16 protein-coding genes are annotated in these 18,118 nt (G+C 66.3%); 14 read left to right on the top strand and 2 right to left on the bottom strand.

All coding sequences use genetic code 11. From position 1 onward, the window contains the following. Positions 1–93: 93 nt before the first annotated feature. On the top strand, positions 94–1,824 hold the full coding sequence (locus EV666_RS15030) for an AMP-binding protein (protein WP_132009887.1): 1,731 nt from the start codon (positions 94–96) through the stop codon (positions 1,822–1,824). 170 nt (positions 1,825–1,994) lie between these two features. On the opposite strand, the gene EV666_RS15025 is transcribed toward EV666_RS15030, so the two are convergent. Beyond that, positions 1,995–3,224 carry an ABC transporter substrate-binding protein gene (locus EV666_RS15025; protein WP_245514465.1) on the bottom strand — a complete coding sequence of 410 codons (1,230 nt, stop codon included), beginning with the start codon at positions 3,222–3,224 and terminating at the stop codon, positions 1,995–1,997. Positions 3,225–3,397: 173 nt separating this feature from the next. Then, the gene (locus EV666_RS15020) at positions 3,398–3,922 is read right to left on the bottom strand and encodes a hypothetical protein (protein ID WP_132009881.1); all 525 of its coding nucleotides are present in this window, start codon (positions 3,920–3,922) and stop codon (positions 3,398–3,400) included. Positions 3,923–4,196: 274 nt separating this feature from the next. Here EV666_RS15020 and EV666_RS15015 point away from each other — a divergent pair, with 274 nt between their 5' ends. The 13 genes from EV666_RS15015 to EV666_RS14955 all read left to right on the top strand — a co-directional run bounded on the left by EV666_RS15015 (position 4,197) and on the right by EV666_RS14955 (position 18,114). Then, positions 4,197–5,237: a tellurite resistance TerB family protein gene (locus tag EV666_RS15015; RefSeq protein ID WP_132009878.1), complete on the top strand. Its 1,041-nt coding sequence runs from the start codon at positions 4,197–4,199 to the stop codon at positions 5,235–5,237. A gap of 227 nt (positions 5,238–5,464) precedes the next feature. Beyond that, complete coding sequence (locus EV666_RS15010; RefSeq protein ID WP_132009875.1) at positions 5,465–7,060, top strand: OpgD/OpgG family glucan biosynthesis protein; 1,596 nt, start codon at positions 5,465–5,467, stop codon at positions 7,058–7,060. Between the two features lie 40 nt (positions 7,061–7,100). Further along, positions 7,101–7,931: an LEM-3-like GIY-YIG domain-containing protein gene (locus EV666_RS15005; protein WP_207906426.1), complete on the top strand. Its 831-nt coding sequence runs from the start codon at positions 7,101–7,103 to the stop codon at positions 7,929–7,931. Positions 7,932–8,065: 134 nt separating this feature from the next. After that, positions 8,066–8,323: a hypothetical protein gene (locus tag EV666_RS15000; protein ID WP_245514460.1), complete on the top strand. Its 258-nt coding sequence runs from the start codon at positions 8,066–8,068 to the stop codon at positions 8,321–8,323. Further along, positions 8,320–9,114: a zinc ABC transporter ATP-binding protein AztA gene (gene aztA / locus EV666_RS14995; RefSeq protein WP_132009872.1), complete on the top strand. Its 795-nt coding sequence runs from the start codon at positions 8,320–8,322 to the stop codon at positions 9,112–9,114. The genes EV666_RS15000 and aztA overlap by 4 nt, the downstream gene beginning before the upstream one ends. Positions 9,115–9,161: 47 nt before the next feature. After that, positions 9,162–10,037, top strand: coding sequence for a metal ABC transporter permease (locus EV666_RS14990; RefSeq protein WP_132009869.1), 876 nt, complete (start codon positions 9,162–9,164; stop codon positions 10,035–10,037). Positions 10,038–10,245: 208 nt separating this feature from the next. Beyond that, positions 10,246–11,244, top strand: coding sequence for a CobW family GTP-binding protein (locus EV666_RS14985; RefSeq protein ID WP_376884679.1), 999 nt, complete (start codon positions 10,246–10,248; stop codon positions 11,242–11,244). A gap of 14 nt (positions 11,245–11,258) precedes the next feature. Then, positions 11,259–12,284 carry a WD40 repeat domain-containing protein gene (locus EV666_RS14980; protein WP_132009866.1) on the top strand — a complete coding sequence of 342 codons (1,026 nt, stop codon included), beginning with the start codon at positions 11,259–11,261 and terminating at the stop codon, positions 12,282–12,284. A 57-nt stretch (positions 12,285–12,341) separates the two neighbouring features. After that, positions 12,342–12,566, top strand: coding sequence for a hypothetical protein (locus tag EV666_RS14975; RefSeq protein WP_245514459.1), 225 nt, complete (start codon positions 12,342–12,344; stop codon positions 12,564–12,566). A 14-nt stretch (positions 12,567–12,580) separates the two neighbouring features. After that, positions 12,581–13,255, top strand: coding sequence for a GNAT family N-acetyltransferase (locus EV666_RS14970; RefSeq protein WP_132009863.1), 675 nt, complete (start codon positions 12,581–12,583; stop codon positions 13,253–13,255). 274 nt (positions 13,256–13,529) lie between these two features. Continuing rightward, complete coding sequence (locus EV666_RS14965; RefSeq protein WP_245514458.1) at positions 13,530–14,912, top strand: serine hydrolase domain-containing protein; 1,383 nt, start codon at positions 13,530–13,532, stop codon at positions 14,910–14,912. A 226-nt stretch (positions 14,913–15,138) separates the two neighbouring features. Then, positions 15,139–16,995, top strand: coding sequence for a glycosyltransferase family 2 protein (locus tag EV666_RS14960; protein WP_132009860.1), 1,857 nt, complete (start codon positions 15,139–15,141; stop codon positions 16,993–16,995). Positions 16,996–17,172: 177 nt separating this feature from the next. Next, positions 17,173–18,114, top strand: a complete 942-nt coding sequence (locus EV666_RS14955) for a DMT family transporter (protein WP_245514457.1) — start codon at positions 17,173–17,175, stop codon at positions 18,112–18,114. The last annotated feature ends 4 nt before the right edge of the window (positions 18,115–18,118 follow it).

The raw sequence follows: 18,118 nt of genomic DNA, 5'->3' as shown, positions 1-18,118 counted from the left end.
GTAAATCCGAACCAGAATGGCGCGCGCCGGCAGGATAAAGCCGGCCGGGCGCCGCCAGAAAAACATCACCTAAAACATCACCTGGAGGACGCCATGAGCGCACCGGCGCAGAACGCCGCCTATCTGGCCGATGAGGCCGCCTATCTGGAGCACGTCCGGGCCCTTTGGGCGGCGCGCTGGCCGGAGGGCGTTCCGCGCCAGCAGCACTACCCGCTCGGCGAACAGACGCTCAGTCATTATCTGCGCGAATGGGCGCGGCGCACGCCTGACAAGCCGGCGATCATCTTCTACGGCCGCGAAATTTCTTATGCTGAACTGGACCGGCTGAGCGACCGTTTCGCCGCCGTGCTGCACGGCGCCGGCGTGCGCAAGGGCGATGCCGTGGGCGTGTTCCTGCCCAGCTGTCCGCAATTCTTCATCGCTTTCCACGCCATTCTGAAGCTCGGCGCCATCCATGCGCCGATCAATCCGATGTTCCGCGAATCGGAGCTGGTCTACGAGCTGAACGACACCGGCGCGCGCGTGCTCATCGCCCAGGACATCCTGCTGCCGGTGGTGGACGCGGCGCGCGGCCAGACCGGCCTGACGCATGTGTTCGCCACGGCCGTCTCGGCCTTCCTGCCCGAGGCGCCATTCGGCCCCGTGCCCGCCGGCCTCGACGCGCCGCTGGCCGACCTGCCGGCGGGCGTCGTCGACTTCATGGCCGCCATGGCCGCTGAAACCGGCGCGCCGCCCGTCGTGGACGTCAGCCTGGATGACGTGGCGGCCCTCAACTACACCGGCGGCACCACCGGCCTGCCGAAGGGGTGCATCCACACCCAGCGCGACATGCTGTTCACCGGCGCCAGCATGTGCAGCATCACCGCGAGCATCGGCGCGGATGACGTCATCATCAATTTCTGGCCGGTGTTCTGGATCGCTGGCGAGGACGTGGGCATCATCGCGCCGCTGGTCGCCGGCGCCACCTGTGTGCTGATGGCTCGCTGGGACGCCGCCGCCTGGATGGCCCAGGTGGCGCGTTACCGGGTCACCGTCTCGGCGATGGTGGTCGACAACGCCGTCGAGATCATGGAGCACCCGGACGCCGGCAAGCATGACCTGACCTCGTTGCGCGAGGCGGTGGTGGCCTCCTTCGTCAAGAAGCTCAACATTCCCTTCCGCGAACGCTGGCGCGCCCTGACGGGAACGACCCTGCGCGAAGCAGCCTGGGGCATGACCGAGACCCACTCGTTCGACACCTTCACGCGCGGTTTCCAGGCCGGCAATTTCGACCTGAACGCCCGCCAGGTGTTCTGCGGCCTGCCAACCGGCGCCACGGATTTCAAGATCCTGGAGTTCGGCAGCGAACGGCTGATCCCGCTGGGGGAGGAGGGCGAATTGTGTGTGCGCACGCCGTCGCTGCTCAAGGGCTACTGGAACAGCCCCGGCGGCACGGCCGGGGAGATCAAAAACGGCTGGCTGCGCACCGGCGACCTCGGCATGATTACCGAGGAAGGCTTCATCCTGTTCCTCGGCCGGCGCAAGGAGATGCTCAAGGTCAAGGGCATGAGCGTATTCCCGGCGGAGATCGAGGCGGTGCTCGGCCAGCACCCGTCGGTGACCGGCAGCGGCGTCATCGGCCGTGAAGACCCGGACAAGGGCCAGGTGCCGGTCGCCTTCGTCATGGTGAAGCCGGAGGATGGCGTCGAGGCCACCGACGTGCTGGCCTTCTGCCGCGAGCGCCTCGCCGTCTATAAATTGCCGGAAGTGCGGGTGGTTGAGGCGTTGCCGATGACCGCCACCGGCAAGGTGAAGAAAGAGGAGCTGGCGAAGCAGTTTCTCTGACGCCAGGGCGCCAAGCTGCGCCGGCGGCCCACGCCCACGCAACCGGGGCGGCCCGTTTGACCAGCGCGCGATGTTCCCACCCATCGCGCTGGCGTCATGAAGGCCGCCGGGCAATAAAAAACCGCCGGGGGACCGGCGGTTTTTTCGTGATCCGGGTTTGCGCCGAAATCTTACTTCTTCTCGCCCGCCTTCGGGTTCAGCAGCTTGCATTCGCTCTCGCTCGCCGGGATGAAGACTTCTTCGGCCGGATACTTCTTCACCAGCGTCAGCAGGTCATCCTTGTTCTTCATATCTTCCGGCTTCTTCACGGTCGCGTAATACATGTCGCGCATCAGGCGGCCATCGGCGCGGATTTTGGCGTCCTTGGTGAAGAAGTCGTTGACCGGCATTTCCTTCATCTTTGCCAGCACGGCCTTGTTCTCCGTCGTGCCGGCGGCCTTCACTGCCTTGAGGTAGTGGGACACGGCGCTGTAGACATTGGCCTGCGGGTCGGCGGGCATCTTGCCGAATTTCGCCTTGAAGCGCTCCGCGAACTTCGCCGCCTCCGGCGACTCGGTCCAGTGATAGCTGAGCACGGCGGGCATGCCTGCGGTGGCCTTGTTGCCGAGGCCATAGACATCGACGGTGGTCAGCGAAAACGGAACGAACTGCTGGCCATTGGCGTTGACGCCGAATTCATCGGCCTGCTTGATGCCGTTGATGAGGTCTGCGCCGCCGCCGATATGGGCGATGTTCTTCGCGCCGGAATTCTGCGCCTGCAACAGGAACGAGCTGAAGTCCGCCGTGTTCAGCGGGAAGCGCACGGCGCCGAGGAACTTGCCGCCGTTCTTCTCGATGATCTTTTTCGAGTCAGCCTCGATGGAATGGCCGGCGGTATAGTCGACGGTCATGAAGTACCAGGTGTTGCGCCCGGGCGTGGCGCCGCCCTTCACCGTCAGGTTGGCGACGGCGTAGCCATCGTTGGCCCACTGCATGCCGTTGGGCGAGCAGTTCTTGCCGGAGATGTCGCGGCTGGAGGCCATGGAGACGACGAGGATCTTGTCCTTCTCCTCGGCCAGCTTCTGCACGGCCAGGGCGACGCCGGACGAGTAGATGTCGAACACCGCGCCGACGCCGTCGACGTCGAACCATTTGCGGGCGATCGAGGCGCCGACGTCCGGCTTGTGCATGTGATCGGCCGCCAATACCTCGATCGGCTTGTCGAACAGCTTGCCGCCGAAATCCTCGACCGCCATGCGGGCCGCCACGACCGAGCCTTCGCCGGTGATGGTGGAGTAGACCGAAGCGCGGTCATTGAGAACGCCGATTTTGACCGGGCCCCGATCAGCGGCGACCGCGCCGGCGCTCCAGATGACGCCAAGGGCCGTCGCGGCCAAAAGACTCTTGTATGCAGTTTTCATCACGCCGTCCTCCCCCATGGCGCGCAGGTCCCCGACCGTGCGCCGCCCGCCGGATGATCTCCGGAACCGGTTTTTAACGTTGTCTGGCGATGGCCCAACCCGGGAAGGTTGTCGCCTGGCCGCGCCTTGCCAGCGAGTTTCCACGCGCAGAAATAAATGTCAACTCGTTGATACTAATTGACGGCTGTTCCGTTTCCGGCCGAAGGTCGGGAATCGGGCGCCGGCTGGCCTGGCACGATCACCGGGCGGACGTCGTCGCCAACCTGGGCGGCGGCGGCCTGGGCGGCGCGGCGCAGGGCGGCGTAGAGCAGGCAGGCCAGCATGAACGGCGCCAGGGAAAATAGCGAAAGGCCGCCGCCGCCGTTGGCCCGCCAGCCGATCCACAGCAGGTTGGCGACGGCGATGCCCAGACAGATCCACGCCGGCCCGCGTGGAAACGCATGCACGGGCGCGCCATTGACGGGACGAAAACCGTGAACGCCGCGAAATCCGGCGACGTTATATACGTAATAGCGGCCCGCCGCGCCCACATGGATATGGGCGGCGATTTCCGGCTCGGCGCGGATATTGGCGAGTGTCGTGGTGACGCCGTTCGGGTCGATCACATCGACGGCGGCGTAATGGGCGGCGCGGCCCGCCGTCGCGGGACGGCGCGCCTCGACCGCATCCACGGTGCCGTCAATGTCTCCAAGCTTCATCGTTCCTCACCCAGCTTTTACTTCTGCGCCCTGGGGCCCATTGGGCCCTGGATCGGGGGGCGGCGTTGCGGCGAAAGCCCGTCCGCCCATCGTGTTTCCGCGCCGTCCCGCGCCGGCTGCCGGAACCGGCGCGCCCGGCGCCCCCCGATCGTCGGGAATGCGCGCTCTTGCGTCGCAGCCCAAGCCATGGCCCGATGTGGTTCTCGCTGCGCGCCGCAAAACCGTCAACAGCGGGTGTGAGAAATCGGGCTGCACATGCAATGGAGCGACACAGATGTTCGACGCCAGGCAAATCCTTGACGCCCTCGTCGGCGCCGCGGCTATCAATCCCCAAAGTGGCCAGTCCGGCCAGCCCGACGCCCCCGGCCGGCAGCAGGGCGGCGGCCTTGGCGACATTCTCGGGCAGCTGACCGGCGGTCAGGCGGCCGGCGCCAATCAGCAGGCTGGCGGCAATGCGGGCGGGTTGGGCGGCCTGCTTGGCAAGGTGCTCGGTGGCGGGCAAGGGGGCGCGGCCGGCGGCCCATCCGGCGGCGGGGGGCTTGGCGATCTGCTTGGCGGCTTGCTGGGCGGCAGGGGCGGCCCGCCCGACGCGTCGCAGGCGGGCGGGCAGGGCGCAGGCCAGCAGGGAGAGGGTCAGCAAGGGGGCGGTCTTGCCGGCTCGTTGCAGGACGCGGTCACCCGCATGGCCGGGCCGCAGGCCGGGGGGCTGCTGCGCCAGGCCATCGATTTCGCGCAAACGCCGAAAGGCGCCGCCATTCTCGCCGGCCTCGCCGGGCTGATGCTGAACAAGGCCGGCCGCACCGTTTCGGGCCGGGCGGCGCAACTGGGCGGCGCGGCGCTGGTCGGCGGGCTGACTTACAAGGCCATGCAGGAATGGCAGGCCGGCTCCAGCCCGGCGCAGACGCAGGCCAGCACGCCCACGCCAGCCCCCGCTGGCTCCGGCTTCGAGGCCGCCAGCCAGACCCATGACGGGGCGCTGGCGCTGGTGCAGGCGATGATCGCCGCCGCCGCCGCCGACGGCCGGGTCGATGACGCGGAGCGGGCCAAGATCACCGGCGCCCTGGGGCCCGCCCTGCCGCACGACGCGGTGGAGTTCCTGAACGCCGCCTTCGCCAATCCGTTGTCGCCGGAACAACTGGCCGATCTGGCGGCCAGCCCGGAACATGCGGCGCAAATCTATGAAGCGGCGCGTTTGACCGTCGATCCCGACACGCCGGCCGAGCAGGATTTTCTGGGACGGCTCAAGAACAGCCTTGGCCTCGATGCGGGGCTGGTCGCTCATCTTGACGCCGCCGCGCTGAGCGCCCGCGCCTGATCGCCAGACGCGCCAGCGGCCGCGCCAGACCCGGCCGCACTGGCGCGCCCTCCGCCACGCGCCCTGCCTGATCACGCGACGGATCGTTCGGTCCGGGAGCGCTTTCTGGCGTGAGCGATGGGTGTCGGCCACGATGATGACGCAATATCCGTTCACCGGCTTTACCGCCCAGGCCTGAAAGCCTGCCGTTTTCCACCCGCCCGCATTTCCGGAGCCCTGTCCCGCCCATGCTGCATCGCCGCACGTTTCTGACTGCCTCAGCCGCCACCGCCGCGCTGGCCGCGGCAGGTTTTCCGGTTGGCGCGCTGGCTGAGTCTGGCCTCAAACTCGGCGCCCCGGCGCCGTTCTCCTTCGAAGCGCTGAAGGCGCGGGCGAAGGCCCTGGCCGCGCAGCCTTACAAGGCCGCCCCGTCGCCGGATCCGGCCGTGCTCGACGCCATCGATTATGACGCGCACGGCAAGATCAAGTTCCGTCCGCAGGACGCCCTGTTCGCCGATGGGCCTGGCGCGTTTCCGGTGACTTTCTTCCACCTCGGCCGCTTCTTCCAGCGCCCGGTGCGGATGCGCGTGGTGAAGGACGGCAAGGCGCGGGAAATCATTTATGAGTCGCGCTATTTCGACATGCCGAAGGATTCCGTGGCGCGGAAGCTGAAGGAAAACTCCGGCTTCGCCGGTTTCCGCTTCCAGGAAAGCCGCTTCGGCGACCAGAAGGAAAAGCCCTGGCAAACCAATGACTGGGTCGCCTTCCTTGGCGCGTCCTATTTCCGGGCTATCGGCGGACTGTATCAGTATGGCCTCTCGGCGCGCGGCGTCGCTATCGATTCCGCAGTGGCCGGCAAAGGCGAGGAATTCCCGGACTTCACCGAGATCTATTTCCAGACGCCGACCAACGATGGCCCTACCGTGACCATTTTCGCCCTGCTGGAGGGCCCGTCCGTCACCGGCGCCTACCGTTTCGACATGACGCGCGGCAAGGACGACGTGGTGATGGACATCACCGCCTCCGTGAACGTGCGCCGGGCGGTGACGCGCCTTGGCCTCGCGCCGCTGACCTCCATGTACTGGTTCTCCGAGACCGCCAAGCCGACCATGGCCGACTGGCGGCCGGAGGTGCACGATTCCGATGGCCTCGCCATGTGGACGGGAGCCGGCGAGCGCATCTGGCGGCCGCTCAACAATCCGCCCTACATCACCGCGTCGGCCTTTTCCGACGACAATCCGCGCGGTTTCGGCCTGATGCAGCGCGACCGCAATGTCGATCATTACCTCGACGGCGTGCGTTACGAGCGGCGGCCCAGCGCCTGGGTCGAGCCCATCGGCGGCTGGGGCAAGGGCGCGGTGGAGCTGGTGGAACTGACCACGGACGACGAGATCCACGACAATATCGTCGCCATGTGGACGCCAGCCGCGCCGGCAACGCCGGGCCAGACCCATGACATCCGTTATCGTCTGTACTGGGTGAACGGCGACCCCTTCTTCCCGGACAGCCTGGCGAAATGCGTCGCCACCCGCCTCGGCAATGGCGGCGTGCCCGGCCAGCCGCGCCCGAAAGGCGTGCGCAAGTTCATGGTCGAGTTTCTCGGCGGGCCGCTGAAGGATCTGAAGTTTGGCGAAAAGCCGGAGGTCGTGCTCAGCGCCTCGCGCGGCAAGTTCTCCTACATCTTTACCGAGGCGGTGCCGGACGAGATTCCCGGCCACTGGCGCGCCCAGTTCGACTTCTCCGCCGAGGGCGCGGAGCCGGTGGACCTGCGCTGCTACCTGCGCCTTGGCGACAAGGTGCTGACCGAGACCTGGCTGTTCCAGTATTTCCCCAACCGTGGGTGATTGACCGGCCGGATCGTTCTTCTTACACCCGGAAGCTTTGGTGCATCCGGGTGTAACTGAAATGAAAAAACAACCACGTTTTTCCGAGGAAGTGTGCGCCAGGCTTGGTAATTATGTTTACCGCCTTATTGACCCTCGTAACGGTGAAACGTTTTATATAGGAAAGGGGCGCAACAACCGTGTGTTTGACCACGCCGCTGGCGTGACCGCGGTGAACACAGCGGACCTGGTGCCGGATGACGACCTCCCGGATAGCGGCGGTCCAAAGCCACAACCCAAACTGGAGCGCATCAGGGCCATCCTCAACGCCGGTTTGGAGGTCGTGCACGTCATTCACCGTCACGAGCTGGATAACAAATCAGTTTTTGAAGTCGAAGCTGCTCTGATCGACGCTTTCCCCGGGCTGACCAATATCGCCGGCGGCCACGGCAGCGGCGACCGGGGCCCGATGCACTACCAGGAGATCATCGACAAATTCAGTTTGCCCGTCCTGGAAGATGAGCCGCCGCACAAGCTTGTCCTGATCAATATCAACAAGCTGGAGAACCGGAGCGATAGCGCCGAAATATATCGCCTGGCGCGTTATTGCTGGCGCATTGCGCCGGCGCGGGCGGAGCGCGCGGACTATGTTCTTGCCGTGGTGCGCGGCGTCGTGGTCGGAGCCTTCCGCCCCCATGCCTGGATGAGCGCCACCAAGGAAAATTTTCCAGAAATCCCCTATGCCGACAATACGGAAGCCCACCGGTTTGGCTTTTCCGGGGAGTCGGCAGCCGCCGATATATGGGATCGATACGTGGGGCCGCGTGGAAAACGGGTGGTGAACCCGGCGCTTCGCCACAGCCAGAATCCTGTCCGGTACTGGAAATGCTGAGGCCATGGGCGGCGCGGGGGGCACGATCGGTCCCAAGCGAATTGTAATATTGGAACGTTGCATTAAAAGGCGTTATGCTGGGGTTCAAGCTGGCCCGGCATGAGCCGTGGACGATCATACGCACAGGCGGAAGCATGAGCGGGAATGCGCTGGCCCGTGAGGGGCAAGCAGGGAAGGGGCGCGTCGACGCGCGGGGCGCGGCGACCCATGCGCACGACCATGGCCACGCCCATTCGCACGCTTCCCATTCGCACGCGCCTGCCTTCGCTGGTAATCTGCCGCAACAGCCAGGCTTCTCACTGATGCGGACATCGCTGGGCGAGCGGCTGCTGCTGGCGACGGGGTTGTCGGCGCTGCTGTGGGTCGCTATCGCCGGAGTGTTGTGGTCATGAACGCGCCGGCTGCCCAATCCGTTTCTCCCGCGCCGCAACAGGGCGGGCGTCCGTCGCCGCCCGCGCTGCGTTTTGACAACGTGACGCTTGGTTATGACCGGCACCCGGCGGTGCATCACCTGCACCTGGACATCGCGCCAGGATCGCTCACCGCCATCGTTGGCCCCAACGGCGCTGGCAAATCGACGCTGCTCAAGGCGGCGGCGGGGCTGATCCGCCCGCTCGACGGCGTTATCCAGCGCGGCGTTCCGGCGCGGCGGATCGCTTACCTGCCCCAGGCGGCGGCGCTGGACAACAGTTTCCCCCTCACGGTCTATGATCTGGTCGCCATGGGATTGTGGGAGCGGTGCGGCCTGTTCGGACGCATCGGCCAACGCCACGCGCCGCGCATCGCCGAGGCCCTGCGCGCCGTCGGGCTCACCGGCCTGGAGAGGCGGCCCATTGGGGCGCTCTCGGGCGGCCAGCTGCAGCGCGCCCTGTTCGCCAGGCTGTTGCTGCAGGACGCCGCGCTGATCCTGCTGGACGAGCCGTTCAACGCCCTCGACGCCGCCACCGTCGCTGACCTGACCGCCCTGATTCACCGCTGGCGCGACGAGGGCCGCACCGTGCTCGCCGCCTTGCATGATCTGGAGCTGGTGCGCGCGTCATTTCCGCAGACCCTGCTGCTGGCGCGCGAACTGATCGCCTGTGGGCCGACAGACGTGGTGCTGACCGACGCCAATCTGGCGCGGGCGCGCCGCATGAGCGAAGCGCCCGATCCGCACGCCGCGCCCTGCGTTCGCGCCGCCTGACCTGTACGAAGCGCAACCGACGCGCCAGACCCGGATAACCTCTTTCCATGCACGCCATCTACGCCTGGCTGATCGGGCCGTTCGTCGAATTCGACTTCCTGCGCCGGGCGCTGGTGGGGGCGCTGGCCCTGTCGCTGTCCGGCGCGCCGGTCGGCGTGTTTCTGATGCTGCGCCGCATGAGCCTGACCGGCGACGCCATGGCGCACGCCATCCTGCCGGGCGCCGCCATCGGTTACCTGCTCTATGGGCTGTCGCTGCCGGCGATGACCTTCGGCGGTCTTGCCGCCGGCTTTGTCGTGGCGCTGCTGGCCGGCGCGGTGGCGCGGCTCACCCAGTTGCGCGAGGACGCCTCCATGGCGGCGTTTTATCTGCTGTCGCTGGCGCTCGGCGTCACCATCGTCTCGCTGCGCGGCTCCAACGTCGACCTGCTGCACGTGCTGTTCGGCTCGGTGCTGGCGCTGGACGACGCCACGCTGATCCTGCTCGGCGCCGTCGCCGTCATCACCCTGTTTTCCCTGGCGGCGCTGTGGCGGCCGCTGGTAGTGGAATGCGTCGATCCGGGCTTTTTGCGCTCGGTCAGTCGCGCCGGCGCGCCGACGCACCTGATTTTCCTTGTGCTGCTGGTGCTCAATCTGGTGGCCGGGTTCCATGCGCTGGGCACCCTGCTGGCGGTGGGCGTCATCGTGCTGCCGGCGGTTTCGGCCCGCTTCTGGGCGCGTCAGGTCACCGGCATGGCCGGCGTCGCCATTATCGTGGCGGCGCTGTCGGGATGGCTGGGCCTGGCGTTGTCCTACCACCACGGCCTGCCGGCGGGGCCCGCGATCATCCTGGTCGCTGGAGGCATCTACGTGCTGTCGCTGCTCCTTGGCCGCGTGGGCGGACTGGTGTGGCGGGCGCTGCCCGGGCGGCACCTCGAAGCATGACGGGCGCCTGGAATATGGTCGCCCCCTGGAACATGGCTGCCTCCCGGACGCCGGGGCTTTCACTTTTGCCACGCTGACCAATATATCTGTGTCAGCCAATCAGGGAGCGGCGCGCCGGTAGCTGGCGCATCCTGCTCCTTATCCTGTCAGCGCAACGCCGCTGCGGCGCAGGGTTGCCCTTGCGCCAGAGCCATTTCCGGAGGCCACCATGCCAGACATGCCCGAGACGAATACAGGCGCCGATGCGTCCGGCAAGATTCCCGTCACCGTGCTCACCGGCTACCTTGGCGCTGGCAAGACGACCCTGCTCAACCGCATCCTCAGCGAGCCGCACGGCAAGAAGTTCGCCGTCATCGTCAACGAGTTCGGCGAAGTCGGCATCGACAACGACCTCGTCGTCGGCGCCGACGAGGAAGTGTTCGAGATGAACAACGGCTGCGTCTGCTGCACCGTGCGCGGCGACCTGATCCGCATCATCGACGGGCTGATGAAGCGCAAGGGCGGCTTCGACGGCATCATCGTCGAAACCACCGGCTTGGCCGATCCCGCCCCGGTGGCGCAGACCTTCTTCATGGACCAGGACGTGCAGGAACGCACCCGTCTTGACGCGGTGGTGACGGTGGTGGACGCCAAATGGCTGACCCAGCGCCTGAAGGACGCGCCGGAAGCGCATAACCAGATTGCCTTCGCCGACGTGCTGATCCTCAACAAGACCGATCTGGTGACGCCCGAGGAGCTGGCCGGGGTGGAGGCGCAGGTGCGCGCCATCAATCCTTACGCCCGGCTGCACCGCACGCAGAACGCAAAAGTCGCCATCGACGACGTGCTCGGCCGCAACGCCTTTGATCTCGACCGCATCATGGAGCTGGAGCCGGATTTCCTGGAGGAGGGCCATCACGCCCACCACGACAGCGACATCCAGTCCGTGGCGGTGACCGTGGACGGCGACGTCGATCCGGACAAATTCCTGCCCTGGCTCAATGATTACGCCCAGCGCGAGGGCGCCAACCTGTTGCGCTCCAAGGGCATCCTGGCCTTCCGCGGCGAGCCGAAACGCTTCGTCTTCCAGGGCGTGCACATGATGCTGGATGGCGATTTGCAGCGCGACTGGCGCCCGGATGAGAAGCGCACGTCGAAGATCGTGATGATCGGTCGTGATCTGGATCGGGAAGCCATTGAAAAGGCGTTCCGCGCCTGCGCCGTTTGATTGTTGGTGACGCCATGACCTCTGCCGCCCCGAACGCCACGGCCACTGGCGCCGTGACTTCCCTGCTCGACCATGTGCGGCCGCTCGATGCGGGCGCGCATGTGACCGGCGCCGCCTTCGCCGGCGATATGGCGATGCTGGCCCTCGGCGATGGCTGCGTGCTGCTGTGTGACGCCGCTGGCGAGCGGCGCGTCGACGTCCACCCCGGCGGCGCGGTGCTGGCCGCCGTTGGCGCCGGCGACCAGTTTGTCACCGGTGGAGACGACGGGCGCGTCGTCGTCACGCATGTGAATGGCGAAACCCGCGCCATTTCCGATGAGAAGGGTCGCTGGATCGACGCGGTGGCCGCCAGCGGCGGGGCCATCGCCTGGAGCTGCGGCAAGCAGGTGGCGGCGCGCGACGCCAAAGGGAACGTGCGCCGGATGGAGGCGCCCTCAAGCGTGCGCGGCATCGCCTTCGCGCCAAAAGGCTACCGGCTTGGCCTTGCCCATTACAACGGCGCCAGCCTGTGGTTCCCCAACACGGACGCTGCGCCGGAGGCGCTATTCTGGAAAGGCTCGCACCTCGACGCCAGCTTCTCGCCGGACGGCCGCTTCTTCATCACCTCCATGCAGGAGAACATGCTGCATGGCTGGCGGCTCGCCGACAAAAAGGACATGCGCATGTCCGGTTATCCGGCCAAGCCGCGCTCCCTGTCCTGGTCAAATGACGGACTGTGGATGGCGTCGTCCGGCGCTGACGCCGCCATCATCTGGCCGTTCGAGGCCAAGGACGGTCCCATGGGCAAGGCGCCGCGCGAATGCGGCGTGCGCCCTGCGAAGGTGACCCAGGTCGCCTTTCATCCACGGGCGCTGATCATCGCGATTGGCTACGATGACGGCGCGGTGATGCTGGTGCGGCTGACTGACAATTCCGAACTGATGGCGCGCATGCCGGCCCCCGGCGGCCCGGTGACGGCGATGGCCTGGGACGCCAAAGGCAAGCGGATGGTGTTTGGAACCGCCGATGGCGCCGGCGGCCTGCTGACCCTGCCGGTTTGATCGGGCGTCGCCATGGCCATGTCGTGGTTCAGCAGGAAGCCGGCGGCGGATCGCGCCGTGAGCGATCGCATCCGCGCGTGGGCGGCGACGGTTTGCGGCGACGCTCCCGAAACGCGGTTTTCGGTGAACGAGATCATCTGTCGCGATCCCTCCTGCCCGGGGACGGAGACGGTGATCCTGGTGATGGCGCCGGGCGCGAAAACCCGGGCGCTGAAGATCGCCCGCCCGATGGCGGAGGTGACAGAACAGGACGTTCTTCAGGCTGTCGCGGACAGCGTGTGAAAAGGGAGGCGGGGATGGTTGATCTGCCGGCGGACTGGACGGCGCCGCCGTTTCCCCCGCGCCAGGCGCTGGGAGGGCAATGGACGCGGCTGGAGCCGCTTGATCTCCAGCGGCACGGCGATGATCTGGCGGCGGCGTTTCGCGGCGCCGAGGCGGTCTGGACCTGGCTGCCGCCCCTGGCCCCAGCCGATGACGCCGGCCTGCGCGCCATCGTCGCCGACGTGGCGGCGCGCCCTGGCATATTGCCCTACGCCGTTGTGGAGCGGCTTTCAGGCCGGGCGGGCGGTTTTCTGACCATCATGGAAATCCGGCCCGCCGATGGCGTGGCTGAAATCGGTTATGTGGCGTTCGCGCCGGGCCTGCAGAGAACGCGCGAGGCGACGGAGGCGGTGTTCCTTTTGCTGCGCCAACTGTTCGCCGCCGGCTACCGCCGGGTGGAATGGAAGTGCGACAATGACAACGCCCCGTCGCGCCGGGCGGCCGGGCGCTTCGGTTTCCAGTACGAGGGCCTGTTTCGCCAGCATATGGCTCGCAAGGGCCGCAACCGCGACACCGCCTGGTTCGCCATGCTCGATCATGAATGGCCGGCATGTGAGCGCATGTTCGCCGCCTGGCTGGCGCCGGAGAATTTCGACGGCGCGGGACGGCAACGGACGTCGCTGCGCCAGGGCCATCCCGGCGCTGCATGAATCGCTCTGGCGATGGTGATCGGCAAATCCAACTTGTTGAACAGGGAGGGGCGATTCGCCTGAGCCAGCTTCGGCAGGACGCGGTGATGTTGGCGGATGCGCGGCGACGCCGTTTTTTTTGGCGAATTCCGACGCTTCACCAGCAGATTACTTCATGGCCATTAGTGGTATGGCCACGGGCCGCAAAAATCATCTATCCTCAGCGAGTATTCGGCGCCGGGCGCATCAGATGATATCCGCGCCGGCCCGCGGGGCGCGTCGGAGCAGGGAGGACATGAGTATGATTGAAGCCGGGAAGCACGATCCGGAAAATTCGTTCGCCAGGGCGGCGGCGCGACCTCGCGCCGTCATGAGAGCGCTGGCGCTGGGAACGGTCGCCCTTGCCGCCGTCTGGAGCCATGCCGCTGGCGCCCAGGGCGGGCCTGCCCTGCCGGACCCGGCGACGACCGATCCGGTGAAGCTCGGCTGGATGCAGGGCTCGCCGCCGCCGAAGGACAAGACGATCCGCGCTTCCGACGGCAGCATGCTGAAATTCCCGCAGATCCGCTGGTCGTTCAATCATATGCGCGAGCTGCTGCCGACGCGCGGCGTGCGCCATGCGGAAACGCCTTCCCAACTGCCGTCGCAGCCGGCCGAACTGGACGGCCTGGCGTTCAGGACCATGACCGGCGCCGACATGACGTGGAAGGAGATGCTGGCGAACACCTACACCGACAGCATTCTGGTGATGCATGACGGCAAGGTGATTTACGAGCGCTACTTCGGCGCCGCCGCGCCGCACCGGCCGCACCAGGCCATGTCGGTCACCAAATCATTCGTCGGCACGCTGGCGGCCATGCTGGCGGCGCAAGGCAAGCTCGACCCGCAGGCGCCTGTCACCAAATATGTGCCAGAGTTGAAGGATTCAGCCTATGGCGACGCCACGGTGCGCGACGTCATGGATATGCGCATCGGCGTCAAATACACCGAGAATTACGCCGATCCGACGTCGAGCATCTGGGACTACGCCCGGGCCGGCGGCATCCTGCCGCGCCCCCCCGGTTACAAGGGGCCGGACAATTTCGCCGAATTCCTTGCGGCGTTACCCAAGGAAGGGCCGCACGGCAAGGACTTCGCCTACAAGACCAGCAATGCGGAGGTGCTGGCGTGGATCGTGCGGCGCGCCGGCGGCAAGTCGCTGGCGGAATTGCTGCGCGAGCAGATCTGGGAGCCGATGGGCGCCGATGACGACGCCTATTTCCTGATGGACCCGGCCGGCGATGAGTCTGGCGGCGGCGGCCTGAACGCCACCCTGCGCGACATGGCCCGTTTCGGCGAACTGATGCGCAACGACGGCAAGATTGGCGATCGCCAGGTGATTCCGGCCAGCGTCGTCGCGGATATCCGCAACGGCGGCGACCGCGAAGCTTTCGCGGCGGCCGGCTACAAGACGCTGCCCGGCTGGTCCTATCGCGACATGTGGTGGGTGACCGATAACGCCAACAAGGCCTTCATGGCGCGCGGCATCCATGGCCAGTCGATTTATGTGGATCCGGCGGCGAAGATGGTGATCGTCCGCTTCGCTTCCCATCCCATCGCCGCCAACGCCGCCAACGATCCCCTGACCCTGCCGGCCTTCGCCGCCATGGCGGCGCATCTGATGAAGCAGAAACCCTGATCCAGGCGTGATGAGGGCGTAAAGCGCCTGACGGCGGGCCAGCCCCGCCGTCAGGCCAGCAGGCTGTCAGCCGCCGTTTGCATGATGCGAACGCTCAGGTTAGAGCAGTTCCAGTCGGTGCACGTGCTTCGGGGCAGCCGGAGTTGCGGGCGCGTGTCGGTCGACGGCGGATTCTCCATTGCGGGCCGCCTTGCCGGAAACCGGTTCCTGGGAGAGCATCGCCACCATGACAGCAGGGAACGGCGCAACGCCGGGCGATGGCGAAACCGCCGGGCGGAAGGCCGCACATCTGGCTCGTCCTGACAACCGTCTCCGGGCTTTTGCCAAAGCCGTGTTGCCATCGCGGGCGCGCCACTGGCTGCGTCGGCGCCTGGCGCCCTATATCGCCGACAGCGCGCTGGTCCGCCGGCTGCTTGGCGCCGGCGGCGGAGCCTACCGTTATATCGCGCCGGCGCGGCCCGCCGATCTGGCGGATGTTCTGGCGAAGCCTGGTTTCCATATTCGCTTCTCGATCGTCACTCCCACGTGGAATACGCCGCCGGCCCTGCTGGAGGCGATGATCCGTTCCGTGCAGGCGCAGTGGTATCCGCACTGGCAGTTGATCCTCGCCGACGACGCCAGCCCGGCGCCGGAAACGCGCGCGGCGTTGGCGCAGATCGCCGATCCCCGCATCCAGGTGCTGTTCACGGAACAGAACGGCGGTATTTCCGTCGCCACCAACCGCGCCATCGCCGCGGCGACGGGCGATTACATCGTTTTTCTCGATCACGACGACGAACTGACAGTGGACTGCCTGTATGAACTGGCGCGGGCGATCCACGATACGGGCGCGGACTATCTGTATAGCGACGAGGACAAGCTCTCGCCGCGCGGCCGGCATTTCGAGCCGTTCTTCAAGCCGGACTGGTCGCCCGATACGCTGATGAGCATCATGTACACCTGCCACGTCAGTTGCGTGCGCAGGAGCCTGGTGGATGAGACGGGGCTGTTGCGGTCTGGGTTCGACGGCAGTCAGGACTGGGATCTGGTGCTGCGGATCGCCGAAAAGGCCCGGCGCATCGTGCATATTCCCCGGGTGCTGTATCACTGGCGCGTCAATCCAGGCTCGGCCGCCGGAGATCAGGACGCCAAGCCCTATGCGATCGAAGCCGGCAAACGGGCGCGGCAGGACGCGCTGGCGCGGCGCGGCATATCCGGCGAGCTGGAGCCGGTGCAGGAAGCGCGGGGCTTTTTCCGCGTGCGTCCGCATATGCAGGGCGCGCCGCTGATATCCATTATCATTCCCAGCAAGAACAACGGCCGGGTGCTCGGCGTGTGTCTGGAGTCCATCCGGGCGAAGTCCAGTTACCAGAATTTTCAGATTGTGGTGCTGGATAATGGATCGACAGACGCCGCCACCCTGGGGATGCTGGAAGAGGAGCGGCGCAGGGGCGTGAAGGTTATCCGCCACGACGCGCCCTTCAACTATTCGGAACTGAACAATATTGGCGCGCGCCATTCCGATGGCGAATTGTTGCTGTTCCTCAATGACGACACCGAGGTCATCACTCCTGACTGGCTGGAGCGCATGGCCGGTTTCGCGCAACTGCCGCACATTGGCGCGGTTGGCGCCAAATTGTTGTACCCGCAGACGGGCGGCGTGCAGCATGTGGGCGTGATCAATTCGGCGGTCGGGCCAGTCCACGCGCTGTTGCATGAACGCGCCGACAGGCCGGGCTACTTCCTGCGCAACCTGCTGGAGTATAACTGGCTTGCGGTTACAGGCGCCTGTCTGATGATGTCGCGGACGAAGTTCGACGAGATCGGCGGCTTCAACGAGGACTTTCCGGTCGCCTATAACGATATTGATCTTTGTCTCCGGCTTTACGAAGCGGGATATTTCAATGTTGTCGCAACGGCAGCCCGACTGTTTCACCATGAGTCGATTAGCCGGGGCGATGATCTGATGGATCCGGCCAAGCGCAGGCGCCTCGACGCGGATCGGGAAAAACTCTACGAGGCGCATCCGGACTTCCGCCGCCGGGATCCGTTTTACAACCCGAACCTCAACCCGATCGGGTCGCATTTTGAACTCGCCGGTTGATGTATATGTCCGGTGAGCGGGTTCTGCTTCGGTTTCCGGACGTTTATCGGCGCAAGCAATAAAGAAAAAGCTGGGCTTGTGCTGTACGGCTTCAGGCCAGGCTAATGCTGTGAGGACGCGCAATCGTGGGGATGTTTTGTCAGCAGCGCCATTGCGCGCACTTCTGGCCATGATTTCATGACCGGCCCAACCTCCGCCAACGCCGGCATGACCGGCCGCCTCTGGCTGCTGATATTGCTGATGTCCGCCCTGTGGGGCGGCGGCTTCATGTTTATCAAGTTCGCTCTCACGGGTTTCGCGCCGTTCAGCGTGGTGGCCGGACGGGTGGGGGTGGCCGCGCTTGCGCTTGGTCTCATCGTGGCGGTGGGACGGCAGCGCCTGCCGCGTCAGGCGAAGGTCTGGCGGGCGTTCTTCATCATGGGGGCGCTCAATAACCTGATCCCGTGGATGATGGTGGCGTGGGCGCAGACACAAATTCCCTCCAGCATGGCCGCCATTCTCAACGCGCCGACGCCGCTGCTGACCGCGGTGATGGCGCATCTGCTGACCGATGACGAAAAGCTGACGCCGCAGAGGTTCACCGGCGTTCTCGCCGGCATGCTGGGCGTTGCCCTGGTGGTGGGGCCGGGGGTGCTTTCCGGCATGGACAGCGCCGTGCTGGCCCAGGTCACCTGCCTGTCAGCGACCGTCAGCTATGCGGCCTCCGCCGTCTATGGCCGGGTGTTCCGCAGCATGGACGTGACCCCGGTGGTCGCCGCCTTTGGCCAGCAGCTGATGGTGGCCGTTGTCATTGTTCCATTGGCGCTCATCGTCGACCAGCCGTGGGCGCGGCCGGCGCCGGGAGCAGGGGCTGTCGCCGCGGTGCTGGCGCTGGGCGTGATCGCCACGGCGCTGCCCTATATCATTTTCTACCGGGTGCTGGCGGAGGCCGGGGCCACCAACCTGATGCTGGTGAACCTGCTGATCCCTGGGTGGGCGGTGGCGCTCGGGGCCATGGTGCTCGGCGAACGGCTGCCGCCCACGGCTTTCCTTGGCATGGCGATGGTTGGCCTGGGTTTGGCGGTGATCGACGGCCGGCTGTTTCCGGCGATCTGGCGCCGCCTGACGGGACGGGGCTGAGGCG

The sequence above is a fragment of the Camelimonas lactis genome, assembly GCF_004342915.1.
Taxonomy (GTDB): domain Bacteria; phylum Pseudomonadota; class Alphaproteobacteria; order Rhizobiales; family Beijerinckiaceae; genus Camelimonas; species Camelimonas lactis.
The sequence above is the reverse complement of the archived record's forward strand: the minus strand, read 5'-3'. Positions and strand labels throughout refer to the sequence as shown.

Bases quoted from the DNA above. Each gene is read 5' to 3' on its own strand.
- EV666_RS15030 (WP_132009887.1), top strand. From the start codon at position 94: ATGAGCGCACCGGCGCAGAACGCCGCCTATCTGGCCGATGAGGCCGCC.
- EV666_RS15025 (WP_245514465.1), bottom strand. From the start codon at position 3,224: ATGAAAACTGCATACAAGAGTCTTTTGGCCGCGACGGCCCTTGGCGTC.
- EV666_RS15020 (WP_132009881.1), bottom strand. From the start codon at position 3,922: ATGAAGCTTGGAGACATTGACGGCACCGTGGATGCGGTCGAGGCGCGC.
- EV666_RS15015 (WP_132009878.1), top strand. From the start codon at position 4,197: ATGTTCGACGCCAGGCAAATCCTTGACGCCCTCGTCGGCGCCGCGGCT.
- EV666_RS15010 (WP_132009875.1), top strand. From the start codon at position 5,465: ATGCTGCATCGCCGCACGTTTCTGACTGCCTCAGCCGCCACCGCCGCG.
- EV666_RS15000 (WP_245514460.1), top strand. From the start codon at position 8,066: ATGAGCGGGAATGCGCTGGCCCGTGAGGGGCAAGCAGGGAAGGGGCGC.
- aztA (WP_132009872.1), top strand. From the start codon at position 8,320: ATGAACGCGCCGGCTGCCCAATCCGTTTCTCCCGCGCCGCAACAGGGC.
- EV666_RS14990 (WP_132009869.1), top strand. From the start codon at position 9,162: ATGCACGCCATCTACGCCTGGCTGATCGGGCCGTTCGTCGAATTCGAC.
- EV666_RS14985 (WP_376884679.1), top strand. From the start codon at position 10,246: ATGCCAGACATGCCCGAGACGAATACAGGCGCCGATGCGTCCGGCAAG.
- EV666_RS14980 (WP_132009866.1), top strand. From the start codon at position 11,259: ATGACCTCTGCCGCCCCGAACGCCACGGCCACTGGCGCCGTGACTTCC.
- EV666_RS14970 (WP_132009863.1), top strand. From the start codon at position 12,581: ATGGTTGATCTGCCGGCGGACTGGACGGCGCCGCCGTTTCCCCCGCGC.
- EV666_RS14965 (WP_245514458.1), top strand. From the start codon at position 13,530: ATGAGTATGATTGAAGCCGGGAAGCACGATCCGGAAAATTCGTTCGCC.
- EV666_RS14960 (WP_132009860.1), top strand. From the start codon at position 15,139: ATGACAGCAGGGAACGGCGCAACGCCGGGCGATGGCGAAACCGCCGGG.
- EV666_RS14955 (WP_245514457.1), top strand. From the start codon at position 17,173: ATGACCGGCCCAACCTCCGCCAACGCCGGCATGACCGGCCGCCTCTGG.